The following is a 25,993-nucleotide window of genomic DNA, read 5'->3' on the forward strand; positions in this document are numbered from 1 at the left end:
GACTACTAGTACACATTGATTCAAAACAAAAAAAGGTTGCTTCCATCATGGAGCAACCTTTTTACCTTTCAAATAGACTTCACTTCTAACACCGGGATGGTAGGAAGGAAAATATTCGATGTATCCTAAATTCTGTAATTCTTTGAAATATTTATGATAAGTCGGTATTGTATTAATATGAGAAAGTGCCATGATTTTGCTTCGACTCACTTTAATATTTTGCATTTGTCCTTGCTTATAGCCTAAACTAATTATAGCAAGTAATAGAGCCAAATGCCAAACGTTTAGTCTAGGATCTTCCATATAAATTAGCAAAGAATTCATCAAATGACCCTCGCTACGTTTATTTGCATTTTTCATCTATGAAAAGTTTTAGAAGATCAGCCTTATTATAGTAGTATGAGCCGACTATTTTCTTAAATCGTACCTTTTCGGTTACTCGTAGGTTTTGAACAGATCCTGGGGACATATTCATTAATTTTCTCACTTGCCTACTTTTGATCCATTCTTGCTCCGTTACGTCGCTATGACCTTCTTTCGTCTGTGTTATTAAGTTCTCAATATTACCCAATAATTCCAAACCAAACTGTCTTAAATCCTCTTTTGTTACTACATCATTCATAATCTCCATTTATTAAAAATTTAAACAATAAATACTCTTATTTTTTAATCTCGAATAGCTACTTACTATGCTCATTATTTTATTCAGATAGAAAACTATTCAACTCTCTTTTTATGTGAAACACAACCCACTAAACTGCCCAATTTCAATTCTTTTTATCTAAAGTATACACATAAATAAAATCGCCTATTTAACTGATCATCAATGGTATTATTTGTCCTTAGATGGCGGTTTAAATAAAAATTGTAACATGATTAAATTCTTTCTATAAAAATGATATATTCTGAGGAAGCGATTTATACTTCAATTATTTTACAACCATTCAGATCCTCAAAGCACATTTATACTTTCGCTATGCTACAGAATAAAAGAGTTTTAAGGATACTCAATAAAAGAATCTTGAAAATTAAAGCCACTAGCTACGTATAATTTTCAAGACCCTTTTCCATGGCTTATTTAACCATATTATTACTCCAAACTATAAGCCGATTAAAACCATCAAACATTATTTCTAGTGTTTACCTTCTTCTTTACAATCACACATAATACGCTTTACAACCTTGCTTCCATCCTATCTATATTCAAAAGCCAGTATGCTAATTGTCCCAATTCAAGAGCAAAGGTATACTAGTGTTTTTAACGCAAAAAAAAGGTCAAGCCCTGCGGGTTTATCAAAAAATCTCCACCCATTCGGGTAGTATTTATTTGATAAAACCTTGTTTTTGCTAAACACTAACCTTTTATGCTCTCGAAACGAAACATAGCATACTCCGACTCTTTAGACGAATAAAAAAAATGTCAACAATGAAATGTAGTACTATTTATATTGGATTTAGAGTGAAACAAAACAGCTCCTCCTCTCATTACCGAATAAATTAATTTAAAAAAAAATAACCCTAAAAACGGAAAATCATGAACATCATCGGAAGATTAACAAAGGATTCGGAAGTACACAGAACCGCGCAAGACAAGCAAGTAGTGAATTTTTCTGTAGCCATCAATGATAGCTACAAAAATAAACAAGGCGAACGTGTAGAGCAAACAAGCTATTTTGATTGCTCCTACTGGATAAGTCCAAATGTTGCAAAAATACTCACCAAAGGCGCTTTAGTTGAGCTTACAGGTAGAGTAAGTGCAAGAGCCTGGACAGCTAGTAGCGGAGAATTAAAATCAAGTTTGACTTTTCATACTTCGACTATAAAATTGCACGGAGGCAGTAAGAAAATTGAATTTACACAAGGGTTTACAAAGCAGGATAATACAAAGATCATCACACCAGAACCTGCTGAGGATTTACCCTTTTAACTCTAAACATATAATAATTTTTTCAACTTTTAAAATTTTAATATCATGGCACACAATTTAAATTTCAACGAAAGAACGGGACGTTATTCATTTTTTAGCGTACAACAAAAAGCTTGGCACGGTTTAGGTCAAATAGTATCAGACTATCCGACAAGTGCAGAAGCTATTAACCACGCAGGACTTGACTATGAAGTTATAAAAAGTCCTCTTTATTCCAAGGTATCAAACATAATTGATCCTACTGACAGTTTAGCAATTAGAGACAATGAACTAAAAGTGCCTAATTATTTTGCTACTACCCGTACCGATAACAATACTGTTTTGGGTGTAGTCGGTAAAGAGTATCATATTGTCCAAAATCGTGAAGCATTTGGTTTCTTTGATGCTATTGTAGGTGGTACAGATGGAATTATGTACGAGACTGCAGGCGCTTTAGGAAATGGAGAACGCATTTTTATTACAGCAAAATTACCTAACTATATTCGTGTTGGTACTGGTGATGATGTTACAGAAAAATATATTTTCCTCACTACTTCACACGATGGTAGCGGAAGTATTACGGCAGCTTTTACACCTGTTAGAATTGTATGCCAAAATACACTAAACGCTTCACTTCGAAATATGAGCAACGTGGTACGCATCCGCCATACTTCGGGAGCAAAACAACGTTTGGAGAATGCGCATAAAGTAATGGGATTAGCAAACGAATTTAGTAATCAACTAGAGGGAATTTTTAATGAATGGTCAAAAGTAAGAGTAAACGACAACGAGGTTAAAAAATTGATACAATTAGCACTATGTCCAAACAAGGAAACCTTACAGCATATTAAAAACGGAAATGAGGACGAAATATCAACCGTTTTTAAAAATACGGTTGAGGATGCCTTTGCCTATGCTATGACGAGCGACTCACAACAAATGGAAACGACAAAAGGCACTTTGTTTGGATCTTATAACGCAGTTACAGGCTACTACCAAAATGTACGTAGCTATAAGAACAATGAAGCAAAATTACAATCTATTATTTTGGGAGGTACTGCACAATCAAAATCGCAAAAGGCTTTTGAAATCTGTACCTTATTTCAAAAAAATGGTACTGACGTTTTCAACTTCAATTAAAAAGGCTTTAAAATTAAAGGCGACTACTCACAAAAGTAGTCGCCTATTTTAACAATTTCTATTATTTTTCAGAATAAAGTTTTTTTCTAAATCTTAAAGATTTTAGGGCACAACCTATTCCGGTTGCATTACTTCAAAGTCTGGATGCAAAAAGACACTCCCTTCCAATGGTCGGGAAAGTCTTTTTGCGGGAAATGATACAACCATTTTGGTAAAACAACAATCGCACAGATTCTCATTGCTCTTTATATTTTACCAAAAAGCTCGTGATTATTGGTTAGGATAGTCAGTATCCTATTTTTTTTTACTGGACTTCTTTTCTTTCCACATAAGTGACAAAAGAAAAGAAGCAAAAGAATGCCACTTTATTATTTTGGATTTTGATCGTGTTTAAATGGAACTTCTTTTTGAATTAGCACTTTGTTATCTTTCTGTTGTTTTGAATAACTCCATAATAAAAGTAGTCCAAAAATAATCAGAATATAAGCAATCCATTTTCCTGTACGTTCCAAAAATGAAATAAAGACTGATTTTTCATAACTTGAAAAACTTTCCGCTCCCAAAGGACTTCTTCTGTAAAATTTTCTTCTGTTTATCCAATAACGAATACCAAAACCACTTAGCAAAGCTAAACCACTTAAAACCATTGTTGGATTCATAATTTGATTTTTTTAAATTTTAAATTTTAAATTTAGTAAAAACTACCTCATCAGTACGGAACTTACTATTTATAAATCAGTAAGTTGCGTACTTATTTATAAACAGTTAAAAAAACACTGTAATATACCCAACAAAAATAGGCTATATCACAAGTCGTGAAACAGCCTATTTTCCCATTATTATATTTTGAATACTATGAGAGAATTATCCTCAAATACCTCCTTTATAAAGAACCAATTTTAATTATGAAACTTCCTATCTTTTATCAGTATTGCTTTGAGTAAATCTGAATTTTTAAGTTTTATCAACTGATGTCTCGCTCCATTTTTCTCATAAATTTCTATCAGGAGTACTTTGTCATCGGCAATAGTAAATTGATCCAATAAAAATATATTTCGCTCTACCGTTTTACCTTTAATTTCGTCCAATGGTTTGTAAATTCTTAGTGGATTAAACGTCATTTCTTGTATAACCGTACGTTTGGCTAGCTTTTTATCAACTACTTTGAAAGTAACAAAATCGACATGGAAAGAGACATAACTACAATTAGTAACTTGAGTATGGAAATAGAACTTGCCATCATCTACATAGATTCCTTTTAACATGAACTCGACACCATAACTTCTAGCACCCTTATTCTTTATTAAACGTTTGTCTTTTTTGTATATCGTTCCCATTAAATCGTCTACCAGTGAAGGTGAATTTTTTCCGAGTTCCTCAAATAGGACATCATTTGAATTCTCTCTATTTATCCCTTTCTGCATTTCCAAAAGATTATAATTCATATCCACAGGACTAGAATTGTAGAGGACATTGAAATTATAAAAATGCCCGTCTTCGGTAATTACGGAAAAGTTTGTTTCCTCATCGAAATTACGGACTGAAGCTTTTACTCTTAATACATTTTCTGCATCTTCTGCTTTGCTTGCAATCAAATAGTCACTTCCTAAATCTACGTATCGTATTGCAGAAGGAAAGAGTAGATGCGACGTTTTACTATAAGTTACCTCTATCGGGTACGGATCTATTTTTTCTAAGTACAATTTTTGGGCATTAGTAACAGTCACTTGCCCTTCAGATTCCATACTGTATCCTAAAAATAAGACCAGTACTATTACCATACTTTTTTTTATAGTTTTCATATTTAAATTTTTTATTAAAGTGAATAATTATTTTTTTGACACTAGAAACACTTGAAGGCCTGCCTTCAAAGTGACTTTTGGAGTTTTCATTTTTTTTGAAAAATAACCTGAAATGCCCTGCACAAGGCCACGGCTCAAATCGCCAGCTATCTGCTGTCCTGGGGAACTTGAAAGCATAATACTGCTTCCTGAAGTTTGTCCCATATTGGCAGCCATTTCTTTCACAGCGCTCATTTCGGGAGAATAGGGTACAAATAATCCTTGTTGTCCATCTAATCCATAGATAGTAAGATCAACAGGGAGGATAGTACCATCCAACTCAATAGAAGTAATTTTCATTTGCAGCCTTCCTTGATTAAATTTTGAATTTGCCGTCAACACCGTTCCTTGCGGAATAATATGATTTTGCATTTTGGCAGGCTCTAATAAACGCAAACGAACACTACTTTCCACTGATACTAACTGTGTGGTATGGATAACTGCTCGAATACTATTTTTGAGCTGTGTCTCCTTTTCGATTTTCCCTGCAGTGTAAAATCCTCGATTACGACTTTCGCTCCAATTGGCTATAAAAGTACTGTCAGGAAGATCTCTATTTAATGACGAAACAGCATTTTTTCGAGCAGGAATAAATGAAATAAAAGATTCTTTTTCGGTTGAAGCAGTAGAAAAAGCCATTGTTTTTTCATTTAATTGTTCCGTTGAAGTCTTATTGACTGGCAAATATTTAGCCGCCATTTGATATGACTTCTCCATTAACTCCAATTGATTGTCAACAATATTGGTAGGTGTTTCTTCCTTTCTTGCTAACTCTTTTTTTACCTCATCTAATTGTTTGCGTAATTCCTGCGTTTCAGATTTATCATTATTGTAAAAACTGCCCAATGTATTTTGTGCATTGCGATAACTATTCAGCGAAGTATTAGTATTGGTTTCTTTTTCTGTTTCAGGAACATCTTGCAATGATTCTTCTGTACTCCCCTCATTCCAGTAATCAGAAAGAGAGGTTAGCGCATTTTGTTTTTCTCGATTTTTTTGTTCCACTATTTCCTGTTCATAGGCTTTTTGTTTATCATTCTGTAAACCGATAGTAGAAGCCTGAGGAACGGAATCATTGAGACCTACATCTTCTGTCTTTCTTATGTTTTCCGATGGTTTGAATAGTAGATACATACAACCAAGAAATACTATACCCATCAACGCAAACAGGATTGGCTTTTTAAATTTTTCTACATTATTATCTGAAGATTCTCGCGCTATATCTGTACTTTTATCTAAGCTACCATCCGTAACCAAGACCGTATTTTTTTTGTTTTCACTTTCTTTCATGTTTTCTGTTTTTTATAATTAACAACAAGGAATCCCTTAGCGATGCTGTGGATTCGTTCTTTTTGAGAAGAGCGTTTTCAATACGCTCCTCATCCAGCTTACTGCTGTGTTTTCCGGTTTCAAACCAAACGCTAAGTATAACAACTACAGTAAGAATCAAATAACTGATAAAAGAATACAGAATGTACTTGTACTGTTTTTGAAGAGGAAGTGCTCTCCAGCGTACATCAATCTTTATTAACCATAAGTCAATATTTGTTCGAAGATTTTCCATCTTGGTTTATTTTAACGTTCAATAATTTCTAGATCATTATTCTGCAGTACAGTAAACTTTTCTATATTGAAGCCTTGCGGATTATTATCCGAACGAACGGAATTCACAAGGTAACAGGAGGTAACTAAATTGCGTTTGGTTACATTACTAGAGCGAATGATGTACTGCTTGGCATAAGTTTTTACAGCATAAGGATAGGTTTCAAAGTTGCATATCACACTATCTACTTCAAGGCGTTGTTGCACATTACCTGAAATAATCCGATTGTAATACCCCTTTTCAGCTAAGTCTTTGTAATAATCAAAAGCGCTTTTGTCTGCTAGATTAAATGCTCTTTTCATATTATTTTCTATAGCACTCTTGTCTGGTGCCAGTGTAAAGAAAAGCTCATGAAAGCGACGTATGTGTTCCCGAGCTTCTACAGGACGATTGATTGAAGCGTCTTGCGCCAGCGCTAGCATTAATGATTTACCATTATCCAACACATAAACCTTTTGACGCTGCAATTCTGCAAACCGATACGATTCCCAAATTGCATATCCTGCTACTCCAACACAGAGTACTGCAAATACTATGGCATACAGTCTGATTTGTTTAAAGCTATTTTCGATATTTCTTAATATTTTAAATTCCATTTTACTTTAATTTTAAATTGTTACTTCATTAATCTCCCCCCAATATTTCCAGTAACTGCTCCCGTGCCAGCTCCTACAATATTTCCAGTTTTAGCGCTAGTTTGATTTATATTACGAACAAAGTTTCCTGCTCCGCCAGCCTGAATAATCCACCCAGTCACCGTAGGAATTGTAAAATATCCAATGATGCCAATAATCATAAAGATGATGTACACTGTACTGGATGAATCTGGAATAAAATTAGGATCGGATAAACTGTCAATATCCTTTTGCAGTATTAACGATTGGATCTTGGACAACATCGAGCTGAAAAGGTCAGAAACGGGCAACCAGAGATACACACTAATGTATCGGGTAAACCACTGTGTTAAGGTGGACTGAAACCCATCCCAAACCGAAATAGCAAAAGCTATGGGGCCTAAAATTGATAGCACAATCAAGAAGAAAGTTCGTATCGTGTCAATGACCAGTGCAGCAGCTTGAAAAAGCACTTCTAAAAATTCTCGAAAACTATCGCGAATCATTTTCTTGATACTATACATTTCTCTTTCAATATACATACCCGATATGGTTGCTAAATCGGAAGGCGTCCATCCTAATTCATCCAATTTCTTATCAAATTCATCATCCGATGCCAAATAAGCTGTCTCTGGATTTCGAAGCATAGCCTCTCTCTCCAATAGGTCTTTTTGCTGTTGTAAGGCATTCAGGTCTAAAACCTGGTTTTCTAAAATGCTATGTGTTCCTTGTACAATTGGACTAAGTACCCCATTGAGCGTTCCTAAAACAATAGTTGGAAAGAACATGATGCAGAGTCCTAAAGCAAAAGGTCTAAGTAGCGGAAATACATCTATAGGTTCTGCACTACTTAGTGCCTGCCACACTTTTAATGCTACATAAAACAAAGCTCCCAATCCAGCTAAACCTTTAGCTACTGCGGCCATATCAGCTGATAGTGGTAGCATCTCGTCATAGAGCGATCGTAGTACTTGGTGTAGATTACTAAATTCCATGATTACCAATATTTTTGGTTAGCAGTTCCATAAAGCTCCAATACCCTTTTACTACTGTTTGCTTTCTTAGCTCGCAGATAACTAACCGAAATATTTTTATTCGTGAAATAGCGAACCAAATTGTGGTACTCTTTTACTTTTAGATAAACACGATCAATAATATCCATTCGCTCCTTATCCGTAAGCGACAAGCTGGAAGTGCTTACAATTTGCTTTAACTCTTTCAGAAGTTCAGTACTTTCATTTAACAATATGGAATACCCATTAGCAATAGCCGTTAATTCTTGTTCATTAAAATTAGGATCGTTCAACATTTTCCCAAAATTACTTACATACATCTCAGAGACATCACCAACAAGTAATACGGTCTGCTGTACTTTTCGAGCATCCTTTACTAGGTTATTTACAGCCTTTAGCTTGTCATAATATTCTTTTCCTTGATTATATACTTTTTGGACTTCTTTAAAGTTGTTAATCATGTTAGTCGCTGTGGTTGAAGTTTGTATAATCTGTCTCGCTGAATTGACTATTCCTTGAGCCAAATTGGTTGGATCTGTTACCACCCACTGTGCTTTAGCAGTCGGCATGACAGCAAATAAAATTACCATGCACACCATAATTTTTAAATTTTTCATTTTTATTCGTTTTTAAATTTTTACTATTTGTTTTCTTTTTCTCTTTTCTCAAGAGCTAACCTTTTAATGGCCTGTTCTACATTTCCATCCAGTTCTCCCGCAAGACGCATCACTTCTAACTTTTCAGTTTCTTCTGTGGTATAGGCTAAATATTCTTCAAGACTCACTTCTGTAGCATATACTGCTGAATGCGTACCTCCTAGTCCAATCCAAACTTCTTTGTATAACCTATTGGGATCATTGTTCATATTAATCGAAAGTACCTGTGCTTTTTCCTTTTCAGTAAGACCAAGCATGGCTTGGATATCATCAAATTTGTTCATGTACTTTCGTTGGTCAAGGAGTATTTTACAATCCGAATTATTGATAATACTTTCTTTCACAATTGGAGATTGGATTATGTCATCTACTTCTTGGGTAACAACAATCGCTTCTCCAAAAAACTTCCGTACCGTTTTAAAAAGGTATTTGATGTATTCTGCCATTCCCTCTTTTGCAATAGCTTTCCAAGCTTCTTCAATCAGAATGAGCTTCCTAACTCCTTTTAAACGTCGCATTTTATTGATAAAAACCTCCATAATGATGATCGTCACAATGGGAAAAAGGATTTTATGATCCTTGATTGCATCAATTTCGAAAACAATAAATCGCTTACTAAGTAAGTCAAGTTGCTTCTCTGAGTTTAGCAGGTAATCATATTCTCCACCCTTGTAGTATGGTTCTAATACATTGAGAAAGTTGTCAATATCAAAGTCTTTTTCCCGTACCTTTTTATCTTCCAATACCTTTCTATAACCTCCTTGTACAAATTCATAAAATCCATTGAAGGAAGGAAATTCATCTTTCTGCTTAATCCTTTCAATATAACCGCTCACGGCATTTGAAAGTGCTACTTCTTCGGACCGTGTTGGTGGTTCATCATCCCTTTTCCATAAGGTTAACATCAAAGTTTTGACACTTTCTCTTTTCTCAATATCGAATACGCCATCATCGGTGTAAAAGGGATTAAAGGCAATCGGATTATCTTCGGTATAGGTAAAATAAACACCATCTTCTCCTTTAGTTTTTCCTTTGATGAGTTCACACAAACCTTGATAGGAATTACCCGTGTCTACCAATAAAACATGTGCACCTTGCTCGTAATATTGCCTGACCATGTGATTGGTGAAAAATGACTTTCCAGAGCCTGAAGGCCCCAAAATAAACTTATTCCTATTCGTGATAATACCCTTTTTCATTGGCAAATCAGAAATATCCAAATGGATGGGTTTTCCTGTAAGTCGGTCAGCCATTTTAATTCCGAAAGGAGAAGGTGAACTTTTATAGTTGGTTTCCTCCGTAAAAAAGCAGAGCGCAGGTTCTATGAAAGTATAAAAACTTTCTTCACTCGGGAAATCTCCTGCATTGCCTGGCATTCCTGCCCAATAAAGCGTCGCAACATCGGTAGTGTTGTGCCTTGGTTTGCATTCCATCAACGCCAAAGCGCTACCTGTATCGTTTTTTAACTGTTTTAGTTCAACTGGATTGTCTGACCACGCCATCACATTGAAATGCGCTCGAATCGAAGCATGTCCGAAAGAATGTGCTTCGTTCAAATAGCGTTCGATCCATTCTTTATTGATTTGATTGGCTCTGCTATACCTTGCCAAGGAATGCATGTTTCGTGCTGACTTCTCAAACTTCCGAAGGTTGTCCTCACTGTTATCCAAAAAAAGATACTGGTTGTAGATGTGATTGCAACTTAACAGTAATCCAACTGGCGCAGCAAAAGACAACAAACAATCACTTCTATCGGTGGACAGCTTTTCGTAACGGGTTTCTGCGGATACGGAACTAGGCAAATCATCGGTATCGGACAACGTATGCAGACAAAGTCTTTTGTTTCCAATACGAACTTCTTCCCCACCCAAAGCAATATCCTGCATTGGTGTTCCCTCCTCTCTTGAAAGGCTTAGGTATTGTTCCAATAATCCTTGTTTATTAGTTGTTCCGATGATGTCTTCCTCACTCAATCGTTCCAATTTTATAAAACCCGAATCATTGACAATACGTTCAAATTGCGCCACCGATTCCATAAAACGATGGATGGTTTCTTTATCTCTTATTTCTTTTGGAATAAGTACCCCTTTGCAAAGCGAAGAGAAATTACTCTGCATTCGCATGCGCTCTTTGGACGTTTTTGTTAGAAACAGGTAGCAATAATGATTGAGAAACGGACGCTCATTAAAATGTTGTTGGTAGGATTTCGCCAAAAAACTCAAATCTTCTTTTGCAATTTCAGGAGCATAATTTTCTTTGATGTACCAATCCTGTTTGTGTACCACCGTGTAATCGGGCAAGGTCTTTATAGCCTTATGCCAAGCGGAATGAATGGCTTCATATTCCGCAGAAGCTACAGTGAAAAGTTCTGGAAGCTGTACTCGAAAACAAGCTGTGATATCAGCATCCTTTGAGATAATGCAATTATGTTCTACTGCCAACAACGGAAACTTAGATTCCAATGTCGTTGCTTTTGATTTATTTCTCATAGCTGGTACAATTTGGAGTTGAACTTGAAATAACGATGCACTGGCTTACGACAGATAATATATCGTGGATGTCTTTTATTGGCTCCTACTTTCATCAAACCATGTTCACCATACTTTTTGTTTAGTGAAAAAGTTTGCCACACTAACAGCGATCCCCCACCAATTCCTATAAACAAACACAGATAAGAATTGACTCCTGTCATATACAAGATCATTACCAGGATAAGCATCCCTAGCAGTCCACCTGCGAATAAGAACAGATACTGTGCTTTCAGTCCTTTAAACTCTACCGTTCTTCCTATTCCCTTATTTATATTGTAAGTATTCATAAGGAAATAATTATAGGAAGAAGGAACGTAAAACAGTAGCCGCTACAATCAAAAAGATGCAAGCTCCAAACCAGCTCGCCGCTGTCTTACTAGTATCAGGATCACCGCTACTAAACTTGTTGTACACCTTTACCCCGCCAATGAGCCCCACTACTGCTCCAATAGCGTAAATGAGTTTTGTAGCAGGATCAAAATAAGAGGTTACCATTTGAGTCGCTTCCGTGATTCCTGCAGTACCATTTCCTTGTGCAAATACACCAAAAGCTGACAGCATTATAACTGCTATCAACACTACTTTTTTTCTGTGTTTTTCCATGATTTAAATAGATTTTTTTATCTTTTACCCTTGCACTTTGCAGGATTTATGGACAAATATCTTATGGGATAGATAATATTATTTTAAATAGGAAGTCATTGGAGTTTCTTGGCATTGCTTGACTAATCCGAGTAAATAACTTAATATTTTCAAAATCTACTTAATTTACTCACAAAACAATGGATACTTTTGAGGATAGTAGGGATATGCATTCCTAGATTTTCTTGACATAAATTAAAGCACTTCATCAATAGTTGAAGCACTGAAGAGGAATTACCAAATGAGTAAAAAAATATATCCATCTAGGGAAAAATCCAGAAGCAGTTACTACGGAGTTTTCCAAAAGTTTCAGATACGCGAATCATTAAATTTTGTGAGCTATATCTAACATTTGTTGACGAAAGTAGGATTTTAACTCTCCTTGATTGTTCTGACCCTATATAGGAAGTTAATTAGCTTAAATAAATATTTAAAAGAAACTAATCTAATTCAATTGGAAAATCAATGGGGTCAACTATCACAGCAGCAAACGACCTAATTAGACGGATTTAGCTATTACATATCTTACGGAAAGCACTTTGAATTTTCAATGTAATAAATATTATTTTACAGGAGTTTTGATTGGTTATGCATTTAAAAACCAAGCAAAATCTGAAATTCTATCTCAAAGGAAAAGGAAGCAAATTAGTTTAGAAGAAATACGCTAAAATATAATTTATATAACGTTGAAGCTTAGTAGCCAAAAACTAAATAAAGATGTATTAGGTAATTCGAATAATTTAACAACTCATTTTGAAAAAATTGATTAATTAAAAGGAGATAAACTGAAGCACCTATCTCATATTAATAAATATGAAGAAGTTACTATGTTAAAAGCATTTAACTTAAATCTTTAAATAATGCAAAGAACAGTTTAAGAAGTTAAAAATTTGTACCTTTAAAATATTGGTTTAAGAAAAAAACTATCTGTTAGTAGTACAGCGATTTAAATATATTAGACTTAAATTAACGATTTACTTTAGCTGCACGTTAATTTTACGTGTAGTAAACAAGTATGATTATGAATCATAAAAAAAATGAAAATGAAAACTAAAAAAGAACTAGAACAAAGCATCATAAAGATTACTACCACGATTCAACAAGAATATCCTGAACTGTCAAAGTTTATAATTGAAATGCCCGACAACAATTCGGAGAGTGAGGAAGTAACTATCAAAAGCCTTGAAGAATATAATAATTCTTTAGAAGATATTTTGCGTAAATATGCTAAAACGCATGATGAAACTGATTCTAAAGAAGTTCCTAAAACACCTGAGTATGCAGACTTACATATCTATCCGCCATCTGAAGATATTTATCAACAATTGAAGGAAGAAAAGGATTTGAATCCAGAAGATATTTCCAAAAAGAAAGCACCAAATGAAAAGGAAGGTACTTGGAACGAAAAGGACTTTAAAGATGTGAAAACGGGTGCTGATTTAGATGTTCCAGGTTCAGAGCTAGACGACCAACAAGAAAATGTGGGAAGCGAAGACGAAGAAAACAATTATTACAGTTTGGGCGGAGACAACCACAACGATTTAGACGAAGACAAAGGATAGTATATAAACTAAAATAATACAATTATGAAAATTCAGATAAACACCGACAAAACAATCTCTGGTTCCGAAAATCAAGAAGACTATTTTACTTCCTTGATCACCGAAAAGCTAAACCGATTTCAATCGCATATTAGCCGTATAGAAGTACATTTATCAGACGAAAACGAAAAAAAAGAAGGACACGATGATATACAATGTATACTAGAAGCAAGAATAGAAGGCAGAGATCCAATAGCGGTTACCTGTGAGGCCGATACTGTCAAAAATGCTGTTTCAGGTGCCATAGATAAAGTGAAAATATCGTTAGAGACCATTCTTGGACGAATGAAAAATCGTGAAAGATAAAATTTAAAGGCATGAAAAATAGAAATGTTACTTTACCATTAATTAAAAACATTATCATAGAACTTGCCAAAATAAATGAAATAATTCAGCCCGGTGAACCTCTCTCTTTGTTCCATCAGCTCCCATACATTTGTATCGAAAATATAGATTTATTGAAAGAAGAGCTTGATGGAAGAGCCAATATTAAAATAGAAAAACAACTTTGATGCAAAAAATACAACTGTAGAAGACTCAATACAACAGCACAAATTTTTAGTTTTAATTAATATTGCAGATCCCTTCACTATAATTTTATGAAAAATTAAGGATCGAACCAAAGTTTAAAAAACTAACTTGCAAATTGTAAAGTCTTCGATCAGATAAGATAAAAATTTGCGCTTTGATTCTAACTATATAAAACAAAGAGCGAAAAATTATGCTATTCATTAAACAGAATAGTCTAACAGCTAGTTTAAACTAGTTTCTCAGCTTGAAACGTTAAAAAAAATTGGACGCGCTCCCACAACAAATAGCTCCCTAATAATTTCACTATATGAAAGATAATCCTTTGACGATGGAAATGCTGTTAGAGCAACTAGCTGGACTGAATATTATCCAAATCGCAGCAATTCCACTGATTTTGCTTGTTGCTTTAGAATGGATTCTTACAATTGTTCAAAAAAAAGAATACTACAATAGCTTAGACACTGTATCGGCCACATTTATAGGGCTTGTAAATATTGGTATCTCAGCATTTTTAAAAATTGGGATTTTCGGAATTATATTATTTTTCTATAATCTCGTTCCGTGGAGTATTCCAACTGTATGGTGGGCCTATATACTTTGCATTCTTACATTAGATTTTTCTAGATACTGGTCCCATAGATTAACACATGTTAATCGTTTTTGGTGGGCAACTCATGTTACTCATCATAATTCAGAAAAATATAATTTGTCTGTGGCTTTTAGGTTGAGTTGGACACAACACATTAAATTTATCTTCTTTGTTCCTGTAGTTTTAATAGGATTTGATCCTGTTCTTTTTTTTATATGTCATCAAATCGAAGTACTCTATCAATTCTGGGTTCATACCGAATATATTAGAAAATTACCAGCACCAATTGAATATATTTTTGTTACACCGTCTCATCACAGAGTGCATCATTCAACAAATGATAAATACCTGGATAAGAACTTTGGGTCAACACTTATTATTTGGGACAGAATATTTGGAACTTTTCAAGCAGAGGAAGAGCAAACAGTTTATGGCATTACTACACCAATTAATTCATACAACCCCATTACTTTAAATTTTCATGAATGGAAGGACATCGTCTTAGATGTAATAAATAGTCGCTCTTTAAAAGAAGCTTATGCAATGCTATTTACAAGTCCCTCTAAATTAGAAACTGTTAAAGCTAAATTCAATTCTATTCATTTAAAGGAGTTTGAAAAAGCAAATAAGACGGATGTTAATTTTATAAAAATAAATAATATTGATAAGGAAAGAAACAGCACCATTAGTCAATCATGGAATATGAAAAACTAATGCCAACTACTTGCCAAATTCATAGTATTTATGAATTATCCCCGAAAACCTATCGAATTTCTTATACCTACATCGCTTTTTGCTGTCTATAATACAAGAATGCAAGCCATACACGAACACTTTGCGAAACATCTTTCTTCGGGAGCGAACTCCTCGGGAAACGAACACCAAGGAGAGCCGGAGCGTGGCAATAATGAGAAAAACAACAGTTATATAAATATCTTTATACTGCCATTTTACAATAATTTTTTTTTTAATTTCACCAATTAAAAACCCACTAAAATAAAGGTACAAGACAATTCGTCCGCTCAATTATCCTAATTTTAGAATCAAATTTTAAATAGGCTTGAAAGAAAAACTCAAACAACTAGAATTGTTTCTAAAAAGTACCCGTTTGGACCGAGCAATTCGGATTGGAATTGGGATTGCTGTGCCATTTGCGGTACTCTATTTTTTAGGGTATTTTAAATATGCTCCAGCTATAGTTGTGGGTGCTTTTTTAAATGCGCCAGGCGACATTCCAGGAAGCTTCAAACGTAAGGTCAATGCCATTTTAATCAGTATCGGGTTGACAATGGTTATTACAACTATAATCCTATTTTCAAAACCTTTCCTCCCCCTACTGTTGCTGGCGCTTACTGCAATTACGTTTATCGTGTCGCTAATTTCGGTTTACGGTTTTAGAGCATCTTTAGTATCCTTTTCCGGCTTGTTAGCAATGGTTATATCATTTGCCATTCAAAAAGAAACAGCACATGAAATTTTTGTTCAGGTGGCTTTAATGGGAGTTGGTGGTCTTTGGTATCTGCTCGTTTCCTTTATTTTCCAAAAACTTACCCCTGTAAAAGATCAGAATCAGTTATTGTCAGATACGCTTCTCCTTACCGGTGAGTACCTAAAATTACGAGCTAAATTATTGACAAAGAAAACCAAGCGTGACGAACACCTTAAACAAACCTGTGTCCTTCAAAATCAAATCAATGAAAAGCATGAAACACTTAGAGAATCAATGCTTACCGCACGTAAACGTTCTGGACGTTCTCATTATGAAGAAAAGCAATTATTGATTTTACTTTCCTCTATCAATATATTCGAATTGATAGAAGCGAAACATTTGGATTATAAAATGATAGATGCCATTTTTGGCAAGCGTAAAGAATTTCTAAAAGCTTCGATAACGCTGAGTAAAATAATGGGAAACCATCTCATACGTTTGTCGGAATTACTGATTCAAAATGATAACATACCAAATAAAGATAGTCTATTAGATGCCTTATCAAAAGCTAACGAATCGATTACAAATTACATTGAAACCGTTAAATTACCTGAAGCCCGAGAAGGTGCTTTGGTATTAAAAAATCTATACGATTACCAAGAACAACTACTTCAAGAAATCAGGATTATTAGACGTGTAATGGCCAATGTGAAAGAGGCTTCTAAAGTTTCCTTAAAAAGACAAGATTCGAGTCAGTTTTTAACGCTGCAGGAATACAGACTGAACGTCCTTGTTCAGAATTTCAGTTTGGATTCTACAATGTTCAGACATTCGTTGCGTCTTACTATTGCTATTGTATTTGCCTATGTGTTAGGTATTGTTTTTGAGATTCAAAATACCTACTGGATTTTGCTGACTATCCTTGTGATCATGCGCCCTAGTTATGGTTTGACTAAAGAGCGTTCTAAAGATCGTATCATTGGCACACTCATTGGGGCTGCTGTTGCCGTAGGTATTGTGCTGCTTACTCATAATCAAGTCGTCTATGCAGTACTGGCATTTGTTTCCTTTATATTGGCGTTTTCATTGATTCAGCAGAATTATAGATTTGCTGCCGCATTAGTTACCATTAGTATTATCTTTTTGTATTCATTCATAAATCCTAATGCCTTTGAAGTGATTCAATATCGTGTCATCGACACCATCATTGGAGCCATTATCGCTGTCGTAGCTAATTATTTAGTTTTACCCAGTTGGGAAGCCAATAATCTAAAACAGGTTCTTTTGAATGCTTTAAAAATGAACAAGATATATCTATTAGCAACACAAGAGTTATATCAAAATCCCTCTAAACACAAACTCTCCTATAGTGTAGCAAGGAAAGAAGCATTTCTTGCCATCAGTAATTTAAATGCTTCCTTCCAGCGATTAACCCAAGACCCAAAATCGAAACAGAAAGAATTTCAATTGATTTATGAAATTGTAACGCTGAACCAGACAATGACCTCAGCCATTGCGTCCATTGGAAATTTTATCAGCAATCATAAAACTACTCCTGCATCTATAGAATTTAATGTACTGATCAAAAAGATTTCCAATACCCTACAGATGTCTTTCGATTCTTTAGACGACATTCACATAAAGAAAAAAGTCGACAAAGAAACTGTTGAAGATGCACAAGAAAAGTTGTTGGGAAAATACCAGCAATTATCTAATATTCGAGATGAAAACATCAGACAAGGTAACACCGCATTAGATACAGATACACTTCATAGTCTACAGGAAGCCTATTTAATTACCAATCACATGAACTGGTTAATTTCCCTTTCAGAAAATCTAAAGAAAGCAACTGAACGCTACCATTCCTCGATTATAGAAGATCAGTAGTGGTTTTATTAAATTTCAGGAAATACTCCCAACGTACCTTATATTATTACTTGCAGCACTTACTCACGAACTAAATTTGGAACTTGTCAATGGCATCTATTAGGCACTATCCTTTATAATTCAGTCAGTTTCCAATTTTAAAAAATGAATTACCAAAAGATAAAAAATAATTACCTTATTAATATTTTTTAAACGCAAGCTTTCTACTAATTGGTTTGTCATATCCGGGAATTCGTACCTCCTTCTAATCAAATATCAACTCTTCATTTCTTTATAGTCAGCCTCTTTACTGCCATCCTTAAAGTTGCGCCTTTTGTTTTTTTATAAACCCTACTCATTTTTTGAATCAATTCGACTCGACTGCTAATAAAATGGCAACGTAATGACAAACCGCAGCTGCGAGCACAAAAAAATGCCAGACAGCATGGTTGTAAGTATATTTCTTCCATAAGTAAAAGACAACACCCATGACGTAAAGCGCACATCCAATTAAAATCATAGTGAGGATATTGAAGGGAATACTTTCAAAGAAAGTACGTCCGCCAACAATCATAATAAAACCCATTGCTATGTAAACTAACGTTGAAAAAACCTTCCATTTCCCTGTAAAAAAAATCTTAAAAATGATCCCCACTGTCGTAAGCCCCCACAAAACAGATAGCAAAGTAATCCCAAAAGAATTATACATATACATAAGTAAAAACGGAGTGTAAGTACCTGCTATCAAGAAAAAAATACTGATATGGTCAAGGATTTCAAGTGTGCGTTTTGCCTGAGCATGCTGGATTCCGTGGTAGAGTGTTGAAAAAGTAAAAAGTTGTAAAAAACAAAAACCATATATAGCCGCACCAATAATACCAGAAGTGTTATCACTTTTAATGGCAAATGCTATTAGGATAGGAATACTTACGATACCAAAAATAATTCCAAAACCATGTACGATACTGTTTACTAGTTCTTGCCTGATTTTTATATTTGAATTCTGAGTTCGCATAAAATTGATTTGATAAGGCTTATTGTTCTAACCCTTTTTTGTAAAATTACTCAAATCTATTCCTAACTTAGTTCTATTAGCTATATAATTTACCGTTTTATTACTATCTATTTTATTTTCAGAAGGCCTTCATCTTGTAATAGTTTCAAAGAAAATTTTGTTTTATTTCTTTTATAGGTCGGTACTTTATATAAAATAAAAATACCGTTTTACCGAAAAACTTAATATGACCAGAATCAAAGTAAAAAATAATTTAAGTACTGGATCAATATCGTTTTTTCCCTTAACACTATCGCATTGAATTAAAAAAAAAATGGTGTAATTAAAATTGATAATAATATAGGTATACACATTAGAAATTTAGTCCTAAACCTGTTTTTTTTAGACAAGGAATAGCAAGGCCTTTAACGAAATACAATTTGAATACATTTAATTCTTTTTTTTGTTGTTGAAACTGGGTTGTAAATTAAACCAGCAGATATCAAACTTTAGCAGCAAGTGCAGAGAATATCAACTCACAACAGACCGCTAGAAATGAGAAAAGCATAAACCGTTATCACAAGTAACTTTACGTCACAATAATTTTTACCAATCGAATTTGTAGATAAGATAACTATATAACTATCTGATAATTAATTAGTATCAACTGGTAATATTCACTACCTTCACTAAAATCGCATTAAAGTCCTACATGAAAATTGTAGTGTATCCATTTAGATCAATGAACTTGATGTATTCTTTTGGAAATGAGTTCAAAACGGTTGCGGAATATTTCCGCAGACTATGTAATTAAATACGAGTCAATATGTCCATACAAACAGTTAATCCAAACACAAACAAGATAGTGAAGTCATTCGAAGAAATGACAGAGAAAGCAGTTGATGCTAAAGTGGCGAAAGCCCATCTAGCTTATATAAACTGGAAAGAAACGAGCTACCAGCAACGGGCTGATTTACTACATAAAGTAGCTAAACTCATGCGAATCAAGAAATCTGAACTTGCCAAAACTATCACCTTAGAAATGGGTAAGCTCCTTTCCGAAGCAGAAGGAGAAATCGACTTGAGTGCTGATATAATAGATTACTATGCCGATAACGCAGAAGGTTTTCTTGCCGATAAAGTACTTGATCCAGAACATGGAGAAGCTATAATTCGAAATAGCCCTATCGGTGTATTGTTAGGTGTGATGCCATGGAATTTTCCTTACTATCAAGTAGCACGCTTTGCAGCTCCTAACATTATGGTGGGCAATACCATATTACTTAAGCATGCATCCATAGTACCACAATGTGCTGCTGCTATCGAAAAACTATTCGAAGAAGCAAAAGCACCTGAAGGATTATATACCAATTTATTTATTACAGGCAAACATGCATCAGCATTGGTTTCTGATAAAAGAATAAAAGGTGTTTCCTTAACAGGAAGTGAAGAAGCTGGTGCAAGTATTGCCATGGAAGCCGGAAAACATTTGAAAAAGGTTGTATTAGAGCTAGGCGGTAATGATGTGTTCATTATACTGGAAGATGCCGACATGGAAAAAACAGTTGAGTGGGCAGTTGTAGGCAGGATGAATAACAACGGTCAATGTTGTATAGCCTCCAAACGGTTCATTGCCGTGGAAGCAATAGCCGACGAATTTATTCAAAAGTTTAAGGATAAGTTATCAAAAATGAAAGTGGGTGATCCAATGGATCCCGCTACCGACTTAGGCCCTTTAAGTAGTGAAGCAGCCGCAGTTCATTTAGCCGATCAAGTAAAACGTTCTGTTGATGAAGGTGCAAAAGTCTTATTGGGCGGTAAACGTGCAGATCGTGAAGGTGCCTTTATGGAACCCACCATACTTACCGATTTGAAACCTAGCATTGCTGCTTATCATGAAGAATTATTTGGACCTGTAGCCTCATTCTATGTGGTGAAAGACGACCAAGCTGCCATTGATTTAGCCAATGATTCCAATTATGGCCTTGGAGGTTCTGTATTTACACAGGACATTCAACGAGGAAGAAGAATTGCCGATCAAATTGATACAGGAATGGTCTTCATCAATCATCCCACTTGGACACAAGCAGATCTTCCATTTGGCGGAACAAAGCATTCAGGCTTCGGTCGGGAACTATCAGAGTTAGGAATTCAAGAGTTTGTAAATAAAAAACTAATTCGTGTAAGTGGACTAAATGATCCATTTTAAAAAAAGTAATAAATTAGAAAAACCTGATATTAAATACTCAATACATGTTAAATATTTAGCAACTATAATTTAGATACTTTGTATATTTTTCTCTCTATCTTCAAAGAAATAAAATGAATTAACCTCATGAAAATAAAACAATGTATTTGACAAATCAATAAAACAATGTAAATAATTATTTAACAACTAATAAATCAAAACTATATGAATTTACTTACTAAAGACATGATGCCAGAATTATTAAGTGTGAATGAAGGAAGCTGCATATCACTATATATGCCCACGCACCGTGCCCATCCTAACAATCTCCGGGATCCGATACTATTTAAAAATCTGTTGAAAAACCTAAAAAATTCCCTACTCCAAAAACATTCAGAGTCAGAAGTTGAAATACTGCTGGAGCCATTTGTAGCGCTTGAAAGTAATAAAGAGTTTTGGAGACATACCTTAGACGGACTGGCTGTACTTGGTACAGTTGATACGTTCAGAACTATAAATTTACCCGTACCAGTAAAAGAATTAACCGTTGTGGCTAACAGCTTTCATACAAAACCACTTCGCAGATATTTGCAGTCAGTGGAGCGTTACAATGTATTAGGTTTAAGCTTACATGATTATCAAATTTATGAAGGAAATAGGCATTCACTTACAGAACTGGAGCTTCCCTCAGACACTCCAAAAAATATAAATGAAGCATTGGGTTATGATTTAACCGATAAGCATACCACTGTTGCATCTTATGGTGGTGTAGGTAACCAAACCAGCAACATGCATCACGGGCAAGGTGGGAAATCAGATCAAGCGGATATCGATACCGAAAAGTTTTTTCGCTTTGTCGCAAAAACGATTAATGATAACTATTCCGGTCCATCCGGATTGCCACTTATACTGGCTGCATTACCAGAGCACCACAATCTTTTTCATAAGGTAAGCAACAATCTTTCATTGCTTCCAAGCGGTATTGATGTGAATCCAAAGTCTGTAGAAACGGATGAGCTGGTGAAACATGCCTGGAAAGTTATGGAGCCTTACTATAATGAAAATATCGCCAAAATTTGTAATGAGTACCATCAGGCAAAATCAAAAGATACAGCAAGTGATAATATAAGTGAAGTAGCTGTGGCTGCGGCAGCCGGTAAGGTGGATACACTATTAATTGAATCAGAACTCCAAATTCCGGGCAAGATAATAAACGAGACAGGCAGCATTGAAAAAGGTGATTTGGCCAATCCAGAAGTGGATGATTTGCTGGATGACTTGGGCATACTGGTAACAAAAATGGGCGGCAAAGTAATGATTATTCCACATGAAAAAATGCCTACGAAAACAGGGGTTGCCGGTCTGTTTCGTTATTAAAATCAAGCAAATAATGCTAATTCAAACAACTAAAAAATACTAGAAATGAAAATCTTACTAGAAACAGATTTTAATATCTCACGAACTGAAGAGATCAGAGAAACTTTGAAAGCTATAATAAAAGATGCTTTCGATAGGATCAGTGAACATAGAACTAGATTAGAAGTAAAATTCAGAGACGAAAGTAGCTATCAAGATAGTAAAAATGATAGAAGAAGTTTACTAGAAGCGCGCCCAAAGAGGATGCAACCTTTAGCCGTTATGAGCCATAAAGACCCCTTTAATCGCTAAATACCATATAGACATCGCTAAAAACTCCGTGGATAAAGACATAGAAAAAATGAAGACGTGTCTTGATACAGTATTGTGTCGCTTATGAATTTGCTGCCCTTAGAATAAAATATTCTCCAGAAGTTTAAGCGAAAAAATAAATACAAAACGACAGTAAAAACTAAAAAAAGAGGTTGACCTATAAAACTCGACAATGAGAACCTCATATATCTTTGCTTATTTGTATAAAATGACAATTCAGTAAAACAGTTTTTTTTTTAGAATCAAGCGACCACTTTTTGAAAAATAAAGTGATGAATAATTAGAAGTTTAAAAAAAAACAGGCTTACAAGTTTAAACTAGAAAGCTAAATTAAAATATTAAAAACAGGAACATATGAAACAAGGAAAAGAAGAATTTAAATTTGTAAAAGAAGAAAACAATAAAACACGAAACTATATTTTTCAAAAAAATAAATTGACAAAAGTTACTGTCTATATCATTGCCGGTATAATAGCCCTTTGCTTCATAGGATTTATTATATTTACTATCGATTTATTTTGATGTAATTACACGAAAAGTCTTTTAATTGCACAAAATTACAGAATAAGATACCCTGTAAAATAACAGATATTAATTAAGGTTCAAAAAGTATGCAGAAGGAAAAGAAACTATATATCGATGAGAAAAATTGAAAAATATCACGTTTTTCCTTATTAGTACTTAGAAAAGCAAAATTATTTAAAAAAAATATTATGAAAACGAATAGACTTTCAAATAATCTCACAACCGCATTGAATGAGCAAATGACTAAAGAAGCACATGCTTCCCAAATATACTTATCATACGCTGCATGGGCTGATAACAATGGATTCAGCGGCATCGCAAATTTTCTTTTCCGTCATGCAGCAGAGGAACGAAACCATATGATGAAAATACTCGAATACATATTAAACAGAGGTGCAAAAGCCACAGTTACTGCTATTCCTGCACCTGCAACCGATCCTGTCAGTGTAAATAATTGCTTTGAAAAAGTATTTGAACATGAAGTGGATAATACAAAATCCATTTATAAAGTGGTAAAAATGGCACTCGATGAAGAAGATTGGGCTACATGGAATTTCTTACAATGGTTCGTAAAAGAACAAATTGAAGAAGAAAATCTTGCCAGCATTTTACTGGATAAAATTAAAATTGTGGGCGGTGAAAAAGCAAACGGTGATGCACTATACCTATTAGATAAAGATTTGGAAAAAAGGTCTGGTGAGGTAAGTATGGCTCAAGATGCTACCACTACTAATCCCTAATAAACAGGTTAAAGGCTTGGGTTTTTATTGATGATTTGAATTAATGTTCGGATGAAGCCTGCTTAATCCTAGTAATGAACCAAATAATTAAAGTAATAATATGAAACGAAGTATAAACAGTTTATTAGGCTACATCATTAAAGGAACTGATGGTGAAATTGGAAAAGTAGATGATTTCTATTTTGATGACCAAACCTCAACCATACGGTATATGGTGGTAAAAACGGGAGGATGGCTTTCCGAAAAAAAAGTTTTGATTTCGCCCGAAGCATTTCAAAAACTGGATAGCGAATCAAAAACATTATCTGTATATCTTACGCAGGAAAAAATAAAAAACAGTCCTGATATTGACACAGACAAACCTGTTTCAGAACAACAGGAAGAGCTGATCCGTGGATACTACGCTTGGCCCGGCTACTACGGAAACGGAATGTACGGACACATGGGGTTAGGCATGTGGGGATATCCGTTAGTTGAAGTAAGAGAGACAGAAAAGAAATTGACAAAAAGGAAAGCAGAAGAACATACTAATGACAAACCGCATCTGCGAAGTACACGTGAAGTTACAGGGTATGCTATTCATGCAACGGACGGTGACATAGGCGAAGTCGAAGATTTTATAATTGATAATGTAACCTGGAAAATCAATTTTCTTGTTGTGGAAACCGGCAACTGGTTTTCGGGAAAAAAAGTGATCATTTCTCCACATTGGATTAAAGAGGTAAAATGGCAGGAGCAAAAAGTTACCATCAATCACTCAAAGGAGCAGGTGAAAAACAGTCCCAAGTATGATTCTTCGCAACCGATTAACGATTCATATGAGCATTCACTCAATGACTATTAAGAAAAATAAAATAACAATTATGGAAATTTTACAAGAAGCAGCCGTTTTTGAAAAAGCTAAAATGAGTCATATGTCTAATAGTGATAGAGTGACAGCTTCAAGAGAAGCAAAACGGCTTGTATTAGCAATCAACAAGATCTATAAGAAGACAAAAGAAGCAACCTTAATGGATGTAATGAAGCGATTAACCGTTAAGAAAAAAAGAATTGATATTCGTTTGAAAGGACTGCCTAATTCTTGAGTATAGTTCTAATCCTTAAAAAATAAACACCATGGATAATCATATTGTAAAAATAATTTCAGTAGAGCCAGTAACGCATGATGTAAAGCGATTCACAATACAAAAGCCAGAAGGTTTCAAATTCAAACCGGGACAGGCAACCGAGGTGTCCATAAATACTCCTGCACTTAAAAATGAAAAACGACCTTTTACATTTACTAGTTTAAATGATAATAAACATCTAGAATTTACAATTAAAATTTATGATAGTCATAACGGAGTTACAAAAGAATTGGGAAAATTAAAGAACGGTGACGAACTTATCATCCGTGATGTTTGGGGCGCAATTGAATATAAAGGCGAAGGGGTATTCATTGCTGGTGGTGCAGGTGTCACACCATTCATTGCAATTTTGCGGCAGTTACAAGCGGATGAAAAAATTGCTAACAATAAACTCATTTTTACAAACAAGACCGAAAGTGATATAATTCTGAAAAAAGAATTTAATGAAATGCTCGGTAAGAATTTCATCAACACGCTCACTGATGAAAAAAAAGAGGGTTATGAAAATGGTAGGATTGACTATACTTTTCTAAAAGAAAAAATAGATAACTTTAAACAGCACTTCTATGTTTGTGGTCCACCACAATTTGTAACAGCCATCTCAGAAGCACTCGCCCAATTAGGAGCGAAAACTGATGCAGTAGTTTTTGAGAAATAATCTGTTAAAACGTCTTTAACTATTTATGTTCTTTTCTCGAATTTAGAATTATATAAAAATCTCCTTAAATTCATATTGTGTACGATACAAACGCATCCGATAGCAATAAA

At 34.6% G+C, this 25,993-nt stretch carries 28 protein-coding genes; 15 read left to right on the plus strand and 13 right to left on the minus strand.

Annotation, left to right across the window (positions count from 1 at the left end):
* Positions 1-45: 45 nt before the first annotated feature.
* Entirely contained in the window at positions 46-360 is a 315-nt protein-coding gene (locus BLV35_RS17925) for a hypothetical protein (RefSeq protein ID WP_245712103.1), read from the minus strand.
* Positions 344-622, minus strand: a complete 279-nt coding sequence (locus BLV35_RS17930) for a DNA-binding protein (RefSeq protein ID WP_091093613.1) — start codon at positions 620-622, stop codon at positions 344-346. Before BLV35_RS17930 ends, BLV35_RS17925 begins: the two co-directional genes overlap by 17 nt.
* A 912-nt stretch (positions 623-1,534) precedes the next feature.
* Between BLV35_RS17930 and BLV35_RS17935 the strand changes: the two genes are divergently transcribed.
* A complete protein-coding gene (locus BLV35_RS17935; RefSeq protein ID WP_091093477.1) occupies positions 1,535-1,927 on the plus strand; it encodes a single-stranded DNA-binding protein in 393 nt (130 codons plus the stop codon).
* Between the two features lie 45 nt (positions 1,928-1,972).
* Positions 1,973-3,046: a DUF932 domain-containing protein gene (locus BLV35_RS17940; protein WP_091093479.1), complete on the plus strand. Its 1,074-nt coding sequence runs from the start codon at positions 1,973-1,975 to the stop codon at positions 3,044-3,046.
* 368 nt (positions 3,047-3,414) lie between these two features.
* Here BLV35_RS17940 and BLV35_RS17945 read toward each other — a convergent pair whose 3' ends face one another.
* The 10 genes from BLV35_RS17945 to BLV35_RS17990 form a co-directional block, all read right to left on the minus strand.
* Entirely contained in the window at positions 3,415-3,705 is a 291-nt protein-coding gene (locus BLV35_RS17945; RefSeq protein WP_091093481.1) for a molybdenum ABC transporter permease, read from the minus strand.
* A 240-nt stretch (positions 3,706-3,945) separates the two neighbouring features.
* Positions 3,946-4,848, minus strand: a complete 903-nt coding sequence (gene traN / locus BLV35_RS17950; protein WP_091093484.1) for a conjugative transposon protein TraN — start codon at positions 4,846-4,848, stop codon at positions 3,946-3,948.
* Between the two features lie 27 nt (positions 4,849-4,875).
* A complete protein-coding gene (traM, locus tag BLV35_RS17955; RefSeq protein WP_091093486.1) occupies positions 4,876-6,177 on the minus strand; it encodes a conjugative transposon protein TraM in 1,302 nt (433 codons plus the stop codon).
* Positions 6,164-6,451: a hypothetical protein gene (locus BLV35_RS17960; RefSeq protein ID WP_026977695.1), complete on the minus strand. Its 288-nt coding sequence runs from the start codon at positions 6,449-6,451 to the stop codon at positions 6,164-6,166. Before BLV35_RS17960 ends, traM begins: the two co-directional genes overlap by 14 nt.
* An 11-nt stretch (positions 6,452-6,462) precedes the next feature.
* The gene (gene traK, locus BLV35_RS17965) at positions 6,463-7,086 is read right to left on the minus strand and encodes a conjugative transposon protein TraK (protein ID WP_091093489.1); all 624 of its coding nucleotides are present in this window, start codon (positions 7,084-7,086) and stop codon (positions 6,463-6,465) included.
* A gap of 20 nt (positions 7,087-7,106) precedes the next feature.
* Entirely contained in the window at positions 7,107-8,099 is a 993-nt protein-coding gene (traJ, locus tag BLV35_RS17970) for a conjugative transposon protein TraJ (RefSeq protein WP_091093491.1), read from the minus strand.
* A gap of 2 nt (positions 8,100-8,101) precedes the next feature.
* Positions 8,102-8,734 carry a DUF4141 domain-containing protein gene (locus BLV35_RS17975; protein ID WP_091093493.1) on the minus strand — a complete coding sequence of 211 codons (633 nt, stop codon included), beginning with the start codon at positions 8,732-8,734 and terminating at the stop codon, positions 8,102-8,104.
* 23 nt (positions 8,735-8,757) lie between these two features.
* Positions 8,758-11,262 (minus strand): TraG family conjugative transposon ATPase, encoded by a 2,505-nt coding sequence (locus BLV35_RS17980; protein WP_091093496.1) that lies wholly within the window; start codon positions 11,260-11,262, stop codon positions 8,758-8,760.
* Positions 11,259-11,591, minus strand: coding sequence for a DUF4133 domain-containing protein (locus tag BLV35_RS17985; protein ID WP_026977700.1), 333 nt, complete (start codon positions 11,589-11,591; stop codon positions 11,259-11,261). Before BLV35_RS17985 ends, BLV35_RS17980 begins: the two co-directional genes overlap by 4 nt.
* A 10-nt stretch (positions 11,592-11,601) precedes the next feature.
* Entirely contained in the window at positions 11,602-11,907 is a 306-nt protein-coding gene (locus tag BLV35_RS17990) for a DUF4134 domain-containing protein (protein ID WP_026977701.1), read from the minus strand.
* A 1,082-nt stretch (positions 11,908-12,989) separates the two neighbouring features.
* On the opposite strand from BLV35_RS17990, the gene BLV35_RS19410 reads away from it, so the two are divergent.
* The 5 genes from BLV35_RS19410 to BLV35_RS18015 all read left to right on the plus strand — a co-directional run bounded on the left by BLV35_RS19410 (position 12,990) and on the right by BLV35_RS18015 (position 17,983).
* Positions 12,990-13,508, plus strand: a complete 519-nt coding sequence (locus tag BLV35_RS19410; protein ID WP_217643732.1) for a hypothetical protein — start codon at positions 12,990-12,992, stop codon at positions 13,506-13,508.
* 24 nt (positions 13,509-13,532) lie between these two features.
* A complete protein-coding gene (locus BLV35_RS18000) occupies positions 13,533-13,853 on the plus strand; it encodes an HPF/RaiA family ribosome-associated protein (RefSeq protein WP_074723813.1) in 321 nt (106 codons plus the stop codon).
* A gap of 11 nt (positions 13,854-13,864) precedes the next feature.
* Positions 13,865-14,059, plus strand: coding sequence for a hypothetical protein (locus BLV35_RS18005; protein WP_074723812.1), 195 nt, complete (start codon positions 13,865-13,867; stop codon positions 14,057-14,059).
* 326 nt (positions 14,060-14,385) lie between these two features.
* The gene (locus tag BLV35_RS18010) at positions 14,386-15,381 is read left to right on the plus strand and encodes a sterol desaturase family protein (RefSeq protein ID WP_091093499.1); all 996 of its coding nucleotides are present in this window, start codon (positions 14,386-14,388) and stop codon (positions 15,379-15,381) included.
* Positions 15,382-15,727: 346 nt separating this feature from the next.
* Positions 15,728-17,983 (plus strand): FUSC family protein, encoded by a 2,256-nt coding sequence (locus BLV35_RS18015; protein ID WP_091093502.1) that lies wholly within the window; start codon positions 15,728-15,730, stop codon positions 17,981-17,983.
* Between the two features lie 346 nt (positions 17,984-18,329).
* Here the strand turns inward: BLV35_RS18015 and trhA are convergent, their stop codons facing one another.
* Complete coding sequence (trhA, locus tag BLV35_RS18020; protein WP_091093505.1) at positions 18,330-18,977, minus strand: PAQR family membrane homeostasis protein TrhA; 648 nt, start codon at positions 18,975-18,977, stop codon at positions 18,330-18,332.
* Between the two features lie 805 nt (positions 18,978-19,782).
* Here trhA and BLV35_RS18025 point away from each other — a divergent pair.
* The 8 genes from BLV35_RS18025 to BLV35_RS18055 all read left to right on the plus strand — a co-directional run bounded on the left by BLV35_RS18025 (position 19,783) and on the right by BLV35_RS18055 (position 25,883).
* Positions 19,783-21,165 (plus strand): NAD-dependent succinate-semialdehyde dehydrogenase, encoded by a 1,383-nt coding sequence (locus BLV35_RS18025; RefSeq protein WP_091093508.1) that lies wholly within the window; start codon positions 19,783-19,785, stop codon positions 21,163-21,165.
* A gap of 204 nt (positions 21,166-21,369) precedes the next feature.
* Positions 21,370-22,521: a baeRF3 domain-containing protein gene (locus tag BLV35_RS18030; protein WP_091093511.1), complete on the plus strand. Its 1,152-nt coding sequence runs from the start codon at positions 21,370-21,372 to the stop codon at positions 22,519-22,521.
* A gap of 45 nt (positions 22,522-22,566) precedes the next feature.
* On the plus strand, positions 22,567-22,812 hold the full coding sequence (locus BLV35_RS18035) for a hypothetical protein (protein WP_091093514.1): 246 nt from the start codon (positions 22,567-22,569) through the stop codon (positions 22,810-22,812).
* A gap of 375 nt (positions 22,813-23,187) precedes the next feature.
* Entirely contained in the window at positions 23,188-23,355 is a 168-nt protein-coding gene (locus tag BLV35_RS19350; RefSeq protein ID WP_176980657.1) for a hypothetical protein, read from the plus strand.
* A 191-nt stretch (positions 23,356-23,546) separates the two neighbouring features.
* Positions 23,547-24,098 (plus strand): ferritin, encoded by a 552-nt coding sequence (locus tag BLV35_RS18040; RefSeq protein WP_091093516.1) that lies wholly within the window; start codon positions 23,547-23,549, stop codon positions 24,096-24,098.
* Between the two features lie 100 nt (positions 24,099-24,198).
* Positions 24,199-24,942, plus strand: coding sequence for a PRC-barrel domain-containing protein (locus BLV35_RS18045; protein WP_091093519.1), 744 nt, complete (start codon positions 24,199-24,201; stop codon positions 24,940-24,942).
* Between the two features lie 19 nt (positions 24,943-24,961).
* Complete coding sequence (locus BLV35_RS18050) at positions 24,962-25,183, plus strand: hypothetical protein (RefSeq protein WP_026977717.1); 222 nt, start codon at positions 24,962-24,964, stop codon at positions 25,181-25,183.
* Positions 25,184-25,214: 31 nt separating this feature from the next.
* Positions 25,215-25,883 (plus strand): FAD-binding oxidoreductase, encoded by a 669-nt coding sequence (locus BLV35_RS18055; RefSeq protein WP_026977718.1) that lies wholly within the window; start codon positions 25,215-25,217, stop codon positions 25,881-25,883.
* Positions 25,884-25,993 lie beyond the last annotated feature (110 nt).

Source organism: Flavobacterium gillisiae (assembly GCF_900107635.1).
Lineage (GTDB): Bacteria > Bacteroidota > Bacteroidia > Flavobacteriales > Flavobacteriaceae > Flavobacterium > Flavobacterium gillisiae.